Below are 13,937 nucleotides of genomic sequence, written 5' to 3'. Positions count from 1 at the left end.
AGCAGCAAGCAGCCAGCAGCAAACCCGCCGAGAGGTTCCCCCATGGCAGGCGAGACCGTCATCACGGTCGTCGGCAATCTTGTCGACGACCCCGAGCTGCGCTTCACCCCGTCCGGTGCGGCGGTCGCGAAGTTCCGCGTCGCGTCCACTCCCCGCACCTTCGACCGCCAGACGAACGAGTGGAAGGACGGCGAGAGCCTCTTCCTCACCTGCTCGGTCTGGCGTCAGGCGGCGGAGAACGTCGCCGAGTCGCTCCAGCGAGGCATGCGCGTCATCGTGCAGGGCCGGCTGAAGCAGCGGTCCTACGAGGACCGCGAGGGCGTCAAGCGCACGGTCTACGAACTGGACGTCGAGGAAGTCGGCGCCAGCCTGCGCAACGCCACGGCCAAGGTCACCAAGACCGCCGGTGGTGGCGCTCGTGGTGGCCAGGGTGGTTACGGCGGCGGTGGCGGCGGCCAGCAGGGCGGCGGCTGGGGCGGCGGCTCCGGTGGCGGCCAGCAGGCCGGCAGCGCTCCGGCCGACGACCCGTGGGCGACCGGCGCTCCCGCCGGTGGCGGCCAGCAGGGCGGCGGCTGGGGCGGTGGCTCCGGCGGCGGTGGCGGTGGCGGTGGCGGCTACTCGGACGAGCCCCCCTTCTAGGTCTTCGGACCGGGGGCGGGGCATACCCAAACTTCTTGATCACACAGGAGAAACACCATGGCGAAGCCGCCTGTGCGCAAGCCGAAGAAGAAGGTCTGCGCTTTCTGCAAGGACAAGGTCACGTACGTGGACTACAAGGACACGAACATGCTGCGGAAGTTCATTTCCGACCGCGGCAAGATCCGTGCCCGCCGCGTGACCGGCAACTGCACGCAGCACCAGCGTGACGTCGCCACGGCCGTCAAGAACAGCCGTGAGATGGCGCTGCTGCCCTACACGTCCACCGCGCGATAAGGGAGGGGTGACCGACACATGAAGATCATCCTCACCCACGAGGTCTCTGGCCTCGGTGCCGCCGGCGATGTCGTCGACGTCAAGGACGGTTACGCTCGCAACTACCTGATCCCGCGGAAGTTCGCTATCCGCTGGACCAAGGGTGGCGAGAAGGACGTCGAGCAGATCCGTCGTGCTCGCAAGATCCACGAGATTCAGACCATCGAGCAGGCCAACGCTGTGAAGGCCCAGCTCGAAGGTGTGAAGGTCCGCCTGGCCGTCCGCTCGGGCGACTCCGGCCGTCTCTTCGGGTCCGTCACCCCGGCCGACGTCGCTTCCGCGATCAAGGCTTCCGGTGGCCCCGAGGTCGACAAGCGCCGCATCGAGCTCGGCTCGCCGATCAAGACCCTGGGCGCCCACGAGACGTCCGTGCGTCTGCACCCCGAGGTTGCCGCCAAGGTCAGCATCGAGGTTGTCGCGGCCTGATCGCTGCGCTCTGCTTGAGCAGTTGCAAGGGGGCCGCACCCTTCCCGGGTGCGGCCCCCTTCGCATGGCCGCAGGCGGTTGCGGAGTGTGTGGCAGGCGGCTGTGCAGCGAGCCCGTTTCACGTGAAACGGGACGGCCGGCGGTGTTTCACGTGAAACGGTCAGCGGGTCGCGCCGGTCACGATCCAGCGGCCTGAGCGTGCGCGCAGCCAGAGCGTGAGCATCCGCACGGTCATCATCAGCGTCATGGCGGCCCAGAGGGTGGTGAGTCCACCACCGAGGGCGGGGACGAGGAGCGCCACCGGAGCGAAGACCGCGAGCGTCACCAGCATCGCTCCCGCGAGATACGGTCCGTCTCCCGCGCCCATGAGGACGCCGTCGAGGACGAAGACCACGCCGCAGATCGGTTGGGAGAGCGCCACCATGAGCAGCGCGGGCACCGCGGCGCCCCTCACCACGGAGTCACTGGTGAACAGAGGCAGAAAGACCGGGCGGGAGGCGATCACCAGCAGCCCGAGGAGCACGCCCACGGCCATGCCCCACTGGACCATGCGCCGGCAGGCGTCGCGGGCGCCCTGGGCATCGTCCGCACCGAGGTAGCGCCCGATGATGGCCTGGCCCGCGATGGCGATGGCGTCGAGGGCGAAGGCCAGCAGGCTCCACAGGGACAGGATGATCTGGTGGGCGGCGATGTCGGCGTCCCCGAGGCGGGCCGCGACGGCCGTGGCGATCATGAGGATCGCCCGCAGCGAGAGCGTGCGTACGAGCAGTGGGACGCCGGCTTGTGCGGAGGACCGTATCCCGGCGGCATCTGGACGCAGCGAGGCTCCGTGTTCCCGGGCTCCCCGGACCACCACGGCGAGATAGACCGCCGCCATGCCGCACTGGGCGATGACCGTGCCCCAGGCGGAGCCGGCGATGCCGAGACCGGCGCCGTACACGAGCCCCACGTTGAGGACGGCGTTGGCGACGAAGCCGGCCACGGCGACGTAGAGCGGAGTCCTGGTGTTCTGGAGTCCGCGCAGTACGCCGGTCGCGGCGAGCACGACCAGCATCGCCGGGATGCCCAGGGACGAGATGCGGAGATAGGTCGTGGCATACGGGGCCGCGGTGTGCGAGGCGCCGAAGAGGGCGACGAGGTGTGGCGCCAGGGGCAGGACGGCAACGATGACGGCGGCGCCGAGCAGCAGCGCCAGCCAGATGCCGTCCATGCCTTGGCGGATGGCTGCCGGGAGGTCACCGGCGCCCACGCGCCGGGCCACGGCGGCCGTCGTGGCGTAGGCGAGGAAGACGAAGACGCTCACCGCGGTCGTCAGGAGAGCCGAGGCCACACCGAGGCCGGCGAGCTGGGCGGTGCCGAGATGGCCGACGATCGCACTGTCGGCCATGACGAACAGGGGCTCGGCGACGAGTGCGCCGAAGGCCGGAACGGCCAGTGCGACGATCTCGCGGTCGTGCTGTCTGGGGGTGGCCTCGGGGACCGCGCAAGCCTGTGGCATGAGCACTAATCTAATCGTCCACAGGTAAGAGGTGCAAACCGCCACTGCTCCTTACTGCCGGTTGTCTGGCGTGCGGGCTCGCGCGCTGTTTGACGTGATCTTGGTCCGACTGGGGAAGTTTTTCTTCTGCACAGCCGGTGGACGATAAAAGCCCAGGTCAGAGCGATTCGAAGGTGAGTATCGAGGGCTTGTTCACAGGGCTGTCCACCGGGTCGTGCACAGGTTTTGCCAGGTTCTCCACAGCATCCGGGCCGTCGTCCACATGGCCTGTGGATAACCAGATTGGCTGACGCCTCCGAGGGGCCTACCGTGGTCCGGCGCCCGCTCCTTGTGTCGGCCTCGCAAGCGTCACACAACTGACGTGCAAGAACCGGAGTTGGGCCTCTCAATTTGTCAGTGCCGTGCCGTAGAAAAGAGGGGCACGGCGAGGTCCGCTCGGCGGACGGGAGGGGGTTGCTCGGTGAGCATTTCCGAGCCCTTGGACGACCCGTGGGCCGACAACGGACCGAGTGATCGTCTGCCGTCCTCCCGCCGGGGCGGGGACTTCGGACGCCGTGGCGAACAGCACGACCGGGGCCGGGAGAACGGGGACTGGGACGGCGGCGGTTCGTCCTTCGAGCGGGTTCCCCCGCAGGACCTGGACGCCGAGCAGTCCGTGCTCGGCGGCATGCTGCTCTCCAAGGACGCGATCGCCGACGTGGTCGAGGTCCTCAAGGGCCACGATTTCTACAAGCCCGCCCACGAGACGATCTACCAGGCGATCCTCGACGTCTACGCCAAGGGTGAGCCGGCCGACCCCATCACGATCGCCGCCGAGCTCACCAAGCGCGGCGAGATCAACAAGGTCGGCGGAGCCTCGTATCTGCACACGCTCGTCCAGACCGTGCCGACGGCGGCGAACGCCGAGTACTACGCGGAGATCGTCCACGAACGGGCCGTCCTGCGTCGCCTCGTGGAAGCCGGCACCCGCATCACCCAGATGGGATACGCGGCCGACGGCGATGTCGACGAGATCGTCAACAGCGCCCAGGCCGAGATCTACGCCGTCACCGAGCAGCGCACCAGCGAGGACTACCTGCCGCTCGGCGACATCATGGAGGGCGCCCTCGACGAGATCGAGGCGATCGGCTCGCGCAGCGGGGAGATGACGGGTGTGCCCACGGGCTTCACCGACTTCGACTCCCTCACCAACGGCCTGCACCCGGGCCAGATGATCGTCATCGCGGCGCGTCCCGCCATGGGTAAGTCCACGCTGGCGCTGGACTTCGCGCGAGCGGCCTCCATCAAGAACAACCTGCCGAGCGTCATCTTCTCGCTCGAAATGGGCCGCAACGAGATCGCGATGCGTCTGCTGTCCGCCGAGGCCCGCGTCGCCCTGCACCACATGCGCTCCGGCACGATGACCGACGAGGACTGGACCCGGCTCGCCCGCCGGATGCCCGACGTCTCGGCCGCCCCGCTCTACATCGACGACTCCCCGAACCTGTCGATGATGGAGATCCGCGCCAAGTGCCGACGCCTCAAACAGCGCAACGACCTCAAGCTCGTCGTCATCGACTACCTCCAGCTGATGCAGAGCGGCGGCTCCAAGCGCGCCGAGAGCCGTCAGCAGGAGGTCTCGGACATGTCCCGTAACCTCAAGCTGCTCGCCAAGGAGCTGGAGGTCCCGGTCATCGCGCTCTCGCAGCTGAACCGTGGCCCCGAACAGCGCACCGACAAGAAGCCGATGGTCTCCGACCTGCGTGAGTCCGGCTCCATCGAGCAGGACGCCGACATGGTCATCCTGCTGCACCGCGAGGACGCGTACGAGAAGGAGTCCCCGCGCGCGGGCGAGGCCGACCTGATCGTCGCCAAGCACCGTAACGGCCCCACCGCGACGATCACGGTGGCCTTCCAGGGCCACTACTCACGCTTCGTGGACATGGCGCAGACCTGAGTTGCGCACCCCGGTCCCGTCCCGGAGAAAGTCGCGCCCCGGAGAAAAACCCCGCCCCCGGGAGAAATGAGCTCGACGCATGCCGTCCCACCCGGTGGACTGGGGCCATGACGACATCGCAAGAAGACCTGCTCCCCGCCACGCGGCGGGCCCTGTTGCACCGCATCGCCGTGGCGCAGGCCGAGGGGCGGGCGCCGTCGCTGGTCGCGGCCGTCGTGCGGGACGGGCGGGCCGTGTGGCACGGGGCGCGGACCTCGGTGGAGGGGCACGGCCCGGACGAGAACGTGCAGTACAGGATCGGGTCGATCACCAAGACCTTCACCGCCGTCCTCGTGCTGCGGCTGCGCGACGAGGGAGTGCTCGACCTCGCCGATCCGCTGGAGAAGCATCTGCCGGGCACCGGTGCGGGGGAGGCCACCGTCGCCGAGCTGCTGGCGCACACGAGCGGGCTGGCGGCGGAGTCGCCCGGGCCCTGGTGGGAACGCACTCCGGGGTCGCTGCGTCCTGAGCTCTCCGACGTCCTCGGCGAGAAGCCCTTCCTGCACCCCGTCGGCCGGCGCCACCACTACTCGAACCCCGGGTTCACGTTGCTGGGTGCGCTGGTCGAGGAGCTCAGGGGCGCGCCCTGGGAGGAGGTCCTGCGGCGCGAGGTGCTCGAACCGCTGGGTCTGAGTCGTACGAGCGCGCAGCCCAGAGCTCCGCACGCGGGCGGCTGGGCCGTGCATCCGTGGGCCGATGTCATGCAGCCCGAGCCCGCCGAGGATCTGGGGAGGATGGCTCCCGCCGGTCAGCTCTGGTCCACCACGGGGGACTTGGCGCGGTTCGCCGTCTTCCTGGCCAAGGGTGACGACCGTGTGCTGAGCGCCGAGTCCGTGCGGGAGATGCGGACGCCGGCCACTCCGGCCGAGGCCGCGGATGTGGTGGACGGTGTCTCGTACGGGCTCGGTATGCAGATCCAGCACCGGAACGGGCGGTTGCTCGTGGGGCACTCGGGGTCACTGCCGGGCTTCCTGGCGAATCTCACCATCAGCGTGGCGGACGACGTCGCGGCCGTGGTCCTGGCCAACTGCACCTCGGGGCCGCCGCTGTCCGTCGTGGGCGCGGATCTCGTCCGCATCGTCGCCGAGGCCGAGCCGCGGATCCCCGAGCCGTGGCGGCCGCTGTCCGAGGCCGATCCGTCCGTGGTGGAGTTGGCGGGGCAGTGGTACTGGGGGACGTACGCCTTCGGGTTGCGGGTGACGGCAGACGGGCTCATCTCCCTGGGGCCGCTGTCCGGCAACGGGCGCAGCTCGCGTTTCCGGGCCAACGGGGACGGCACCTGGACGGGGCTGGAGGGCTACTACGCCGGAGAGCTCCTGCGGGCCGTACGGCGGCCGGACGGGGCCGTGAGCCACCTCGACCTCGGGTCGTTCGTGTTCACGCGTCAGCCGTACGAGGAGGGCGCCCCGGTGCCGGGCGGCGTGGAGGGGTGGCGCGGGATCGGCTAACGGGTCCGCATCAGGGGCGGTGTGTTTCACGTGAAACACACCGCCCCTTTCTGTTGTCAGAGCTGGAGCTTGAAGCCCACGTGTGAGGCGGTGAAGCCGAGCCGCTCATAGAAACGGTGGGCGTCGGTGCGCGTGTTGTCGGAGGTCAGCTGCACCAATTGGCAGCCCTGGCACCGGGATTCCTGGATCGCCCACTCGATGAGCTGGGTGCCCAGGCCGCTGCCGCGTTCGTCCGCGTGGATGCGGACACCCTCGATGATCGACCGGGTGGCGCCCCGCCGCGACAGCCCGGGAATGACCGTGAGCTGGAGCGTGCCGACGACGCGGCCCTCGCGGACGGCGACGACCAGGTGCTGGTTCGGATCGGCGTTGAGCCGTTCCAGGGCGGTCAGGTACGGAGTCAGGTCGTCCGGTGACTCGCGCTGTGCGCCCAGGGGGTCGTCGGCGAGCATGCCGACGACAGCGGGGATGTCGTCGGCGACGGCGGGGCGTATGTCGAGGTCTCCCATGCCCGCACTCTAGGCGGGGACGTTGAGCGACTCCACGACCCGGACCAGTGGGGCGAGTTCGGGGGTCTTGGCCGCCTCGTCGAGGGCCTCGCGCAGGGCGGCGTCATTGGTGGGACGCGCCTCGCCGAGCAGTTGCAGGCCCGCCTCGGTGACGTTCGTGTAGATGCCGCGGCGGTCGGTGGGGCACAGATAGCGCTCCAGGAGGCCGCGGTCCTCAAGGCGGGTCACCAGTCGGGTGGTGGCGCTCTGGCTGAGGACGACCGCGTCGGCGACCTGCTTCATCTGCAGATGGCCGCCCTCGCCGTCGTGCTGCCGGCTGAGCACGTCCAGCAGGGAGTACTCGCGGACGCTCAGGTCGTGCTTCGTCTGCAGGGCCCGCTCGATGTGGGCCTCGATCCTCCCGTGCAGCAGGGAGAGGGCGCACCAGCCCTGGGCGAGGGCGGTGAGCGCGGGGTCCGTCGCTGTCATTGGCGTTTCCTCCGTCCCGGGGCGGCTGTGACCAGGATAGGGCAACACCGCGATAGACCGCATTTGCCTATAGCCCGCGTCTGCAACTATTGTGAACGGAGGCAAAGCGCTCCTGCAATCTTCTGGGAAGGTGTACCCCCACATGCCTCTCGCGCTCCTGGCCCTCGCGATCGGGGCCTTCGGCATCGGAACGACCGAATTCGTGATCATGGGCTTGCTGCCCGAGGTCGCCGGTGACTTCGGAGTCTCCATCCCGACCGCGGGCCTGCTCGTGACCGGCTACGCGCTCGGCGTGGTGATCGGCGCTCCGCTGATGACCGTGCTCGGCACCAAGGTCTCGCGCAAACGGATGCTGATGCTGTTGATGGGCCTGTTCATCGCAGGAAACCTGCTCTCCGCCGTCGCCCCCGCCTTCGCGATCATGCTCCTCGGACGGGTGATCGCCTCCCTCGCCCACGGCGCCTTCTTCGGCATCGGCTCGGTCGTCGCCGCCGAACTGGTCGCCCCGGACAAGAAGGCGGGAGCCATCGCGATGATGTTCACCGGCCTGACCGTTGCCAATGTCGTCGGTGTCCCGCTGGGCACGCTCGTCGGGCAGCACGTCGGCTGGCGCGTGACCTTCGGCATCGTCGCCGCCCTCGGCGTGGTCGGTCTCGCGGGCATCGCCAAGCTGGTCCCCGAGCTGCCCCGGGCCGAGGGCGTGCATCTGCGCCACGAGCTGGCCGCCTTCAAGAACGCGCAGGTCCTGCTCGCCATGGCGATGACCGTCCTCGGCTTCGGCGGCGTCTTCGCGGCCGTCACTTACATCGCGCCGATGATGACCCATGTCGCCGGCTACGCCGACGGCTCCGTCACTTGGCTGCTGGTCCTCTTCGGCCTCGGCATGGTCGGCGGGAACCTCGTCGGCGGCAGGTTCGCCGACCGAGCCCTGATGCCCATGCTGTACGTCTCCCTGGGCGCCCTCGCCGTCGTGCTCGCGCTCTTCACGTTCACCGCGCACAACAAGATCGCGGCGGCCGTGACCATCGCCCTGATCGGCGCCCTGGGCTTCGCGACCGTCCCGCCACTGCAAAAGCGCGTCCTCGACCAGGCGCACGGCGCTCCCACCCTGGCGTCGGCCGTGAACATCGGCGCCTTCAACCTGGGCAACGCGCTCTCCGCCTGGCTCGGCGGCATCGTGATCGCCGCGGGCCTCGGCTACACCGCCCCCAACTGGGTCGGTGCCGCCCTCGCCGCCGCCGCCCTCGTCCTCGCCGTCCTCTCGGCCGCCCTGGAGCGCCGCGCCACCGCCCCCAGCGCCGTGGTGGCCAGCGGGACGCCCACCGAGCCGCGGGCGGCCGCCCACCGCTGAATCACGCCGTCCCGGCCGCTCCGTCGCCGCCGGGACCACTCCCCCCCAACATCACCCAGCACGACCGCTGCCGGACCGCCCGGCGCCACTGAAGGAGACCCGCCCTCCATGAGCACCACCACCGCTGTCGCCCCGCTCACCACCCAGGACGCCGAGAGCCTCGTCACCGTGGCCCGTCGCGCGGCGGAGGCCGCCGGGGTCACCGTCAGCGTCACCGTCCTGGACGCGGGCGGCCACCTGCTCGCCTTCCGGCGGGACGACCGGGCCGTGCTGATCTCGGGGGAGACCAGCACCCGCAAGGCCTACACCGCACTCCAGTTGAACGCCCCCACCGCCGACCTCGTCGACGCCGTCCAGCCCGGCGGCCTCTTCCACACCCTGCCCACCGCGCTCGACCGGCCGCTGCTGTTCATCGCGGGCGGTATCCCGGTCCACCGTGACGGCCGGCTGATCGGCGCGATCGGTGTCGGCGGCGGCGCTCCGGAGCAGGACCACGGCTTCGCTCTCGCCGCCGTGGAGACGCTCGCCTGATCCGGTGCGACGTCAGCGACAAGGCCGGCCCCGCCACAGCGGGAGCCGGCCTTCGTCGTGGGGAGCCCGCGGGTCGACGTCCCGCGCAGGGCCGGTGACCGCCCGGTAGGCTCCTCAGGCCGCCGCCACGGTCACCGGGGCGAACCGCCTGGTCCAGTCACCGGGCAGCTCGGTGACGCCGTACGTCATCACGGCGTTGCTGCCCGCGGATGCCAGGCCCCGCTCCTTCGCCCAGGCCAGCAGTTCCTCGTGCCGTACATCGATGTCGGTGCGCAGCCGGCGGTCGGTGTGGGCGGCGAGCGAGGCGATGAGTGCCTGTGCCGTCTCGGTGTCCCGCGCGATCAGCGGCCCGACCACATGGGTGTCCATGTTGGGCCAGGCGGCCGCGTACCCGGTGATCCGGCCGTTCTCCTCGGCGACGCGCAGTTGGTCCGCGAAGGCGGGCAGCCGCGTGACGATGTGCGTGCGATCGGCGCCGAACACCTCCTCGTCGAGCCGCAGGATCGAGCCGAGGTCCTCGGCCGTGGCCGCGCGCGTCCCTGCCCGGGGCTCCGGCCCTCCCGGGCTGAAGTGGCCGCGGACCATCTCGGCCCGGCCGGTGACCTTGAAGCCGAGCTCCTCGTACAGCGGACGGCCGTACGGCGTGGCGTGCAGCGTCAGCGGCGTGGCCCCCATGTCGGCGACGACGTGGTGCATCAGCCGCCGTCCGATGCCCTGGCGGGCGTGTCGCTCGGCGACCAGGACCATGCCGATGGCGCCCAGATCCGGACGGTCCCGTCGGCCGTACTCCGTGACGACACAGGCGGCGACGAGGCCGCCGTCGGGATCGTCGATGCCGTAGCCCTTCCCGGCCGTGAGGAGGAAGCCCCACTTGTGTTCCTCGCGCGGCCACCCCCGATCCTCTGACAGGTCGGCGCAGGCGGTGCGATCGCGAGGCGTCAGACGGCGAATGGGCAGAGCAGCGAGGGAAGGAGTCGGCACGCAGGTCAGGCTGTCCGACCAGCACCCATGGCGTCCACCTGTTTCAGGGCAGACGTACGTGCTTTTGGCCATGTCGTGGCCAGCCGTACAGCGGATGGACGGGTGCAGGATGTTTCACGTGAAACATCCGAGCCCCCGCGCCCGGCAGTGAAGACGGTGGCACTCGTTCGCCGGTTCCGTTGATCCGGGGGAGTTCTCGACTCCGCGGCCGGTTGTCGGTAAGTGGCCTACGGCGCCCGGCAATTGAAGGAGTTGGCGGTTCGCGTTTCGTACCACTCGTGGGGGAGCAAGGGGGGACTTGTGCGCACGGCGTCGGCCGGTAGGGTCGACTCCGGTTCACGTCCGGGGTGAGGCGCAGATGCCCCGTGCGTGCTGAGACCAGGGCAATGCGGCCTGACGGGACGGAGTGATCGAAGAACCGAATTTCCGGGTATGCGGCCGGGGCGCACCTTCAGGGTGCGATGCTGCGGGGTGAGTGCGGCCCGATGGGCCGTGAACCGGAACGGGAACGTCAAGCCGTCAGCGGGGGAAAGCAGGCACTCTCCGATCCAGGAAGTGCGCAGACCGACCGAAAGATGTTCGAGGCGAGGCACACCATGGACGCTCCGACCACCACGTCGGCGGACAACGGCACGGCCGGCGGGGGAGGCTGGTTCACACCCCGGAAGGTGCCGCCGGACGCGCCGCCGACCAGTGATCGGGAAGCGACCGAGGAGCGCCGTCCGGGCGAGGAGCGAATACCGCCGACCGACCCCCCAGTCCATGCGCCTCCCGTCGCGCAGGTTCCTCCCGCCACGGAGGCTCCTCCCGTCGCGCAGGCCGCTCCTCCCGTCGCGCAGGCCGCTCCCACCGCCGCGCAGGCCGCTCCCACCGCCGCGCCGGCTGCTCCCGCCGTCCCGCAGGGAGCCTTTGCCGCCCCGCCGGCTGCCCCGCTCCACGAACAGCGGGTGCCTCCCCAGCGCGCCGCCCCCGCCCCCGAGGAGGGTTCTCCGGACGCCATCCTCATCCGCCGCACCATGGCCGAGGTCGCTCCCGTCGCCGACAAGGTCACCTCGTACTTCTACGCCCTCCTCTTCGTCCGCTACCCCGATCTGCGGCCCCTCTTCCCGGCCGCGATGGACACCCAGCGGGATCGCTTGCTCAAGGCGCTGCTCACCGCGGCCGAGCACATCGACAACACCCCCGTACTCGTCGACTACCTGCGCAACCTCGGGCGCGGCCACCGCAAGTACGGAACGCGGGCCGAGCACTACCCGGCCGTCGGCGAATGCCTCATCGGCGCCCTCAGCAAGTACGCCTCCGCCGTCTGGAGCGCGGAGATGGAGGCGGCCTGGGTGCGGGCGTACACGACGATGTCGCAGGTGATGATCGACGCGGCGGCCGCGGACGAACTGCGGGCCCCTGCCTGGTGGTACGCGGAGGTCGTCACCCATGACCTCAGGACGCCGGACGTCGCGGTCCTCACCGTTCGCCCCGATCAGCCCTATCCCTTTCTCGCCGGGCAGTACACGAGCGTGGAGACGCCCTGGTGGCCGCGGATCTGGCGGCACTACTCCTTCGCTTCCGCGCCCCGCTCCGACGGGCTGCTGACGTTCCACGTGAAGGCCGTTGCGGCGGGCTGGGTCTCCAACGCGCTGGTGCACCGCGCCCGCCCGGGTGACGTCATCCGTCTCGGCCCGCCGTCCGGTTCGATGACCGTCGACCACAGCACCGACAGCGGACTGCTCTGCCTGGGCGGCGGTACCGGCATCGCCCCCATCAAGGCGCTGGTCGAGGACGTGGCCGAGCACGGCGAACGCCGCCAGGTCGAGGTCTTCTACGGCGCCCGCACCGACCACGACCTCTACGACATCGACACGATGCTCCGGCTCCAGCAGTCCCATCCCTGGCTCTCGGTCCGCGCGATCATCGACCAGCAGGCGCACCTTCAGCTCCCGGACGCGGTACGCGCGTACGGCCCGTGGATCGAGTACGACGCCTTTGTCTCCGGCCCGCCCGGGATGATCCGCAGCGGTGTCGACGTCCTGCGGGACGTGGGTATCCCGTCGCACCGCATACGGCACGACTCGGTCGAGGAACTGGTCGTCGTCGGGGAGTGAGTGGTCAGCCGAGGTCGGGGGCGTGCATGGCGCGTACGCCCTCGATGTTGCCGTCCAGGTAGTGCCGCAGCGACAGGGGCACAAGGTGGACCGAGGCGATGCCGACCCGGGTGAACGGCACACGGACGATCTCGTACTCGCCTGCGGGCTCGTCGACTTCGGGACCGTGGCGCAGAGACGGGTCCATGGACTCCAGTCGGCAGACGAAGAAGTGCTGCACCTTCACGCCGGTCGCGCCGCCGTCCTCACCGATGTGCTCCACGGTGTCCACGAAGCAGGGCACCACATCGGTGATCTTGGCGCCGAGTTCCTCATGCACCTCGCGGTGCAGGGCGTCGACGACGGTCGTGTCCTCCGGGTCGACTCCGCCACCGGGCGTGACCCAGTAGGGATCGACACCGGGCTTGGTGCGCTTGATCAGAATCAGGTCGTCGCCGTCCAGGAGAACGGCGCGTGCGGTGCGCTTGACCACGGGTCGGACGGTCATGGATGAAATGTGGCCCGGCTGGTTCCACGTGAAACATCACATAGCGCCACCTGGCCACCGCACGGTGTGACCTGGCCGATCGGGGGCGCTCAGCACCAGTCCGCGGCCGCCCGTTGGAGCCACTCGTGGGCCCGCGCGATGTGCGGCATGGCCAGCGTGCCGGTGCGCACCACCAGGAAGTACGTCCGCAGCGGCGGCACCGCCGGGTCGTGCAGGGCGATGACGTCGCCGGAGGCGAGGGCTGGAGCGCACAGATAGCGGGGCAGTACCGCCACTCCAGCGCCCGTGATGGCACACGCGAGGACCGCGCGCAGGTCGGGCACGATGACGGTGCCCGAGGCGGCCGGGCGGGAGTCGAAGACGGAGGCCCAGTAGCGGGAGACGAAGGGCAGTGACTCGTGGACCTCGACGACGGGGAGGTTCTCCAGAGCGGGCGCGCCCTTGCGGCGCAGCGCCTCGGGGCCGATCTGCTTGGCCCAGCGCGGGGCGGCCACGAGCACATGCTCCTCGTCGCAGAGCGCAGTCGCCGTGAGCAGGGCGCCGCGCGGGCGGGCCGTGCTGATGGCCAGATCATGATGTCCGGCGGCGAGTCCCTCCAGGGTCTCCTCGGCGTTCCCGAAGGAGGCGCGTAACGCGAAGCGGTCGTCGCCGGTGAGTTCCGTGAGGGCGGGCAGGGCGCGTTCGGCGGTGAACTCGGGCGGACCGGCCAGATGCAGGGTCCGTAGCGAGGAGTCGTCGTCCAGCCCGGTCTCCGCTATCTCCACCAGGGCGTCGAGATGCGGTGCGGCCTTGTGGGCGAGTTCGTCGCCGATGGTCGTGGGCGTCACGCCGCGGGCCTGCCGCAGGAACAGCGGGCGGCCCAGCTGTCTTTCCAGGGTGCGGATCTGGGAGGTGACGGCCGGCTGTGAAAGGCCGAGAAGCGCGGCGGCGCGGGTGAAGGAGCCGGCCCGGTGCACGGTCACGAAGGTCCGCAGCAAGGCCAGATCCATGGCGCGCCCTCCCTTCCCCTGCCCTTCCCCGGCCCTCGGACAGGGCCCAACTATAAATAAGTCGATAGGTTTCTGTCGCTACAGTGATTGGACACTGACACAGAGTCAACTAGCCTTGTTCGCGCGGTTCTTCGCGCGCGGAACCGGGACGGTCCGAGCCACGAGGGGGGAGGCTCGGACCGTCCGCTATGCGTAGCCGGAGC

The 13,937-nt window shown here is 70.0% G+C and carries 14 protein-coding genes; 8 read left to right on the top strand and 6 right to left on the bottom strand.

The genetic code is table 11. From position 1 onward, the window contains the following. The first annotated feature begins 42 nt into the window (after positions 1 to 42). The 3 genes from ACWGKT_RS11965 to rplI are packed head-to-tail and all read left to right on the top strand — an operon-like array spanning position 43 to position 1,398. Positions 43 to 639 (top strand): single-stranded DNA-binding protein, encoded by a 597-nt coding sequence (locus tag ACWGKT_RS11965; protein ID WP_453273469.1) that lies wholly within the window; start codon positions 43 to 45, stop codon positions 637 to 639. Positions 640 to 696: 57 nt separating this feature from the next. Next, positions 697 to 933, top strand: a complete 237-nt coding sequence (gene rpsR / locus ACWGKT_RS11960; protein ID WP_003949403.1) for a 30S ribosomal protein S18 — start codon at positions 697 to 699, stop codon at positions 931 to 933. 18 nt (positions 934 to 951) lie between these two features. Then, positions 952 to 1,398: a 50S ribosomal protein L9 gene (gene rplI / locus ACWGKT_RS11955; RefSeq protein WP_356143658.1), complete on the top strand. Its 447-nt coding sequence runs from the start codon at positions 952 to 954 to the stop codon at positions 1,396 to 1,398. Between the two features lie 160 nt (positions 1,399 to 1,558). Here rplI and ACWGKT_RS11950 read toward each other — a convergent pair whose 3' ends face one another. Further along, positions 1,559 to 2,896, bottom strand: coding sequence for an MATE family efflux transporter (locus tag ACWGKT_RS11950; RefSeq protein WP_453273468.1), 1,338 nt, complete (start codon positions 2,894 to 2,896; stop codon positions 1,559 to 1,561). A 460-nt stretch (positions 2,897 to 3,356) separates the two neighbouring features. Here ACWGKT_RS11950 and dnaB point away from each other — a divergent pair, with 460 nt between their 5' ends. Both dnaB and ACWGKT_RS11940 read left to right on the top strand, forming a co-directional pair. Continuing rightward, a complete protein-coding gene (dnaB, locus tag ACWGKT_RS11945) occupies positions 3,357 to 4,832 on the top strand; it encodes a replicative DNA helicase (RefSeq protein WP_235451728.1) in 1,476 nt (491 codons plus the stop codon). A gap of 107 nt (positions 4,833 to 4,939) precedes the next feature. Continuing rightward, positions 4,940 to 6,319, top strand: coding sequence for a serine hydrolase domain-containing protein (locus ACWGKT_RS11940; protein ID WP_453273467.1), 1,380 nt, complete (start codon positions 4,940 to 4,942; stop codon positions 6,317 to 6,319). A 56-nt stretch (positions 6,320 to 6,375) separates the two neighbouring features. Here the strand turns inward: ACWGKT_RS11940 and ACWGKT_RS11935 are convergent, their stop codons facing one another. After that, positions 6,376 to 6,828 (bottom strand): N-acetyltransferase family protein, encoded by a 453-nt coding sequence (locus ACWGKT_RS11935; RefSeq protein ID WP_453273466.1) that lies wholly within the window; start codon positions 6,826 to 6,828, stop codon positions 6,376 to 6,378. Between the two features lie 9 nt (positions 6,829 to 6,837). Then, positions 6,838 to 7,296 carry a MarR family winged helix-turn-helix transcriptional regulator gene (locus ACWGKT_RS11930; RefSeq protein ID WP_356143650.1) on the bottom strand — a complete coding sequence of 153 codons (459 nt, stop codon included), beginning with the start codon at positions 7,294 to 7,296 and terminating at the stop codon, positions 6,838 to 6,840. A 142-nt stretch (positions 7,297 to 7,438) separates the two neighbouring features. Here ACWGKT_RS11930 and ACWGKT_RS11925 point away from each other — a divergent pair, with 142 nt between their 5' ends. Then, complete coding sequence (locus tag ACWGKT_RS11925) at positions 7,439 to 8,647, top strand: MFS transporter (RefSeq protein WP_356143648.1); 1,209 nt, start codon at positions 7,439 to 7,441, stop codon at positions 8,645 to 8,647. Between the two features lie 108 nt (positions 8,648 to 8,755). Beyond that, positions 8,756 to 9,178 (top strand): GlcG/HbpS family heme-binding protein, encoded by a 423-nt coding sequence (locus ACWGKT_RS11920; protein WP_453273465.1) that lies wholly within the window; start codon positions 8,756 to 8,758, stop codon positions 9,176 to 9,178. Positions 9,179 to 9,292: 114 nt separating this feature from the next. Here the strand turns inward: ACWGKT_RS11920 and ACWGKT_RS11915 are convergent, their stop codons facing one another. Next, positions 9,293 to 10,159 (bottom strand): GNAT family N-acetyltransferase, encoded by an 867-nt coding sequence (locus tag ACWGKT_RS11915; RefSeq protein WP_453273464.1) that lies wholly within the window; start codon positions 10,157 to 10,159, stop codon positions 9,293 to 9,295. Between the two features lie 596 nt (positions 10,160 to 10,755). On the opposite strand from ACWGKT_RS11915, the gene ACWGKT_RS11910 reads away from it, so the two are divergent. Next, positions 10,756 to 12,258: a globin domain-containing protein gene (locus ACWGKT_RS11910; RefSeq protein ID WP_453273463.1), complete on the top strand. Its 1,503-nt coding sequence runs from the start codon at positions 10,756 to 10,758 to the stop codon at positions 12,256 to 12,258. A gap of 4 nt (positions 12,259 to 12,262) precedes the next feature. Here the strand turns inward: ACWGKT_RS11910 and ACWGKT_RS11905 are convergent, their stop codons facing one another. Then, a complete protein-coding gene (locus tag ACWGKT_RS11905) occupies positions 12,263 to 12,745 on the bottom strand; it encodes an NUDIX domain-containing protein (RefSeq protein WP_235451720.1) in 483 nt (160 codons plus the stop codon). A gap of 89 nt (positions 12,746 to 12,834) precedes the next feature. After that, on the bottom strand, positions 12,835 to 13,734 hold the full coding sequence (locus tag ACWGKT_RS11900; protein WP_453273462.1) for a LysR family transcriptional regulator: 900 nt from the start codon (positions 13,732 to 13,734) through the stop codon (positions 12,835 to 12,837). Positions 13,735 to 13,937: the final 203 nt, after the last annotated feature.

It is taken from the genome of Streptomyces sp. NPDC054794, assembly GCF_053611585.1.
This window is presented reverse-complemented; position numbering and strand designations above follow the sequence as displayed.

Bases quoted from the DNA above. Each gene is read 5' to 3' on its own strand.
- ACWGKT_RS11900 (WP_453273462.1), bottom strand. From the start codon at position 13,734: ATGGATCTGGCCTTGCTGCGGACCTTCGTGACCGTGCACCGGGCCGGC.
- ACWGKT_RS11920 (WP_453273465.1), top strand. From the start codon at position 8,756: ATGAGCACCACCACCGCTGTCGCCCCGCTCACCACCCAGGACGCCGAG.
- ACWGKT_RS11930 (WP_356143650.1), bottom strand. From the start codon at position 7,296: ATGACAGCGACGGACCCCGCGCTCACCGCCCTCGCCCAGGGCTGGTGC.
- ACWGKT_RS11940 (WP_453273467.1), top strand. From the start codon at position 4,940: ATGACGACATCGCAAGAAGACCTGCTCCCCGCCACGCGGCGGGCCCTG.
- ACWGKT_RS11925 (WP_356143648.1), top strand. From the start codon at position 7,439: ATGCCTCTCGCGCTCCTGGCCCTCGCGATCGGGGCCTTCGGCATCGGA.
- ACWGKT_RS11950 (WP_453273468.1), bottom strand. From the start codon at position 2,896: ATGCCACAGGCTTGCGCGGTCCCCGAGGCCACCCCCAGACAGCACGAC.
- ACWGKT_RS11910 (WP_453273463.1), top strand. From the start codon at position 10,756: ATGGACGCTCCGACCACCACGTCGGCGGACAACGGCACGGCCGGCGGG.
- ACWGKT_RS11965 (WP_453273469.1), top strand. From the start codon at position 43: ATGGCAGGCGAGACCGTCATCACGGTCGTCGGCAATCTTGTCGACGAC.
- ACWGKT_RS11935 (WP_453273466.1), bottom strand. From the start codon at position 6,828: ATGGGAGACCTCGACATACGCCCCGCCGTCGCCGACGACATCCCCGCT.
- ACWGKT_RS11905 (WP_235451720.1), bottom strand. From the start codon at position 12,745: ATGACCGTCCGACCCGTGGTCAAGCGCACCGCACGCGCCGTTCTCCTG.
- rpsR (WP_003949403.1), top strand. From the start codon at position 697: ATGGCGAAGCCGCCTGTGCGCAAGCCGAAGAAGAAGGTCTGCGCTTTC.
- rplI (WP_356143658.1), top strand. From the start codon at position 952: ATGAAGATCATCCTCACCCACGAGGTCTCTGGCCTCGGTGCCGCCGGC.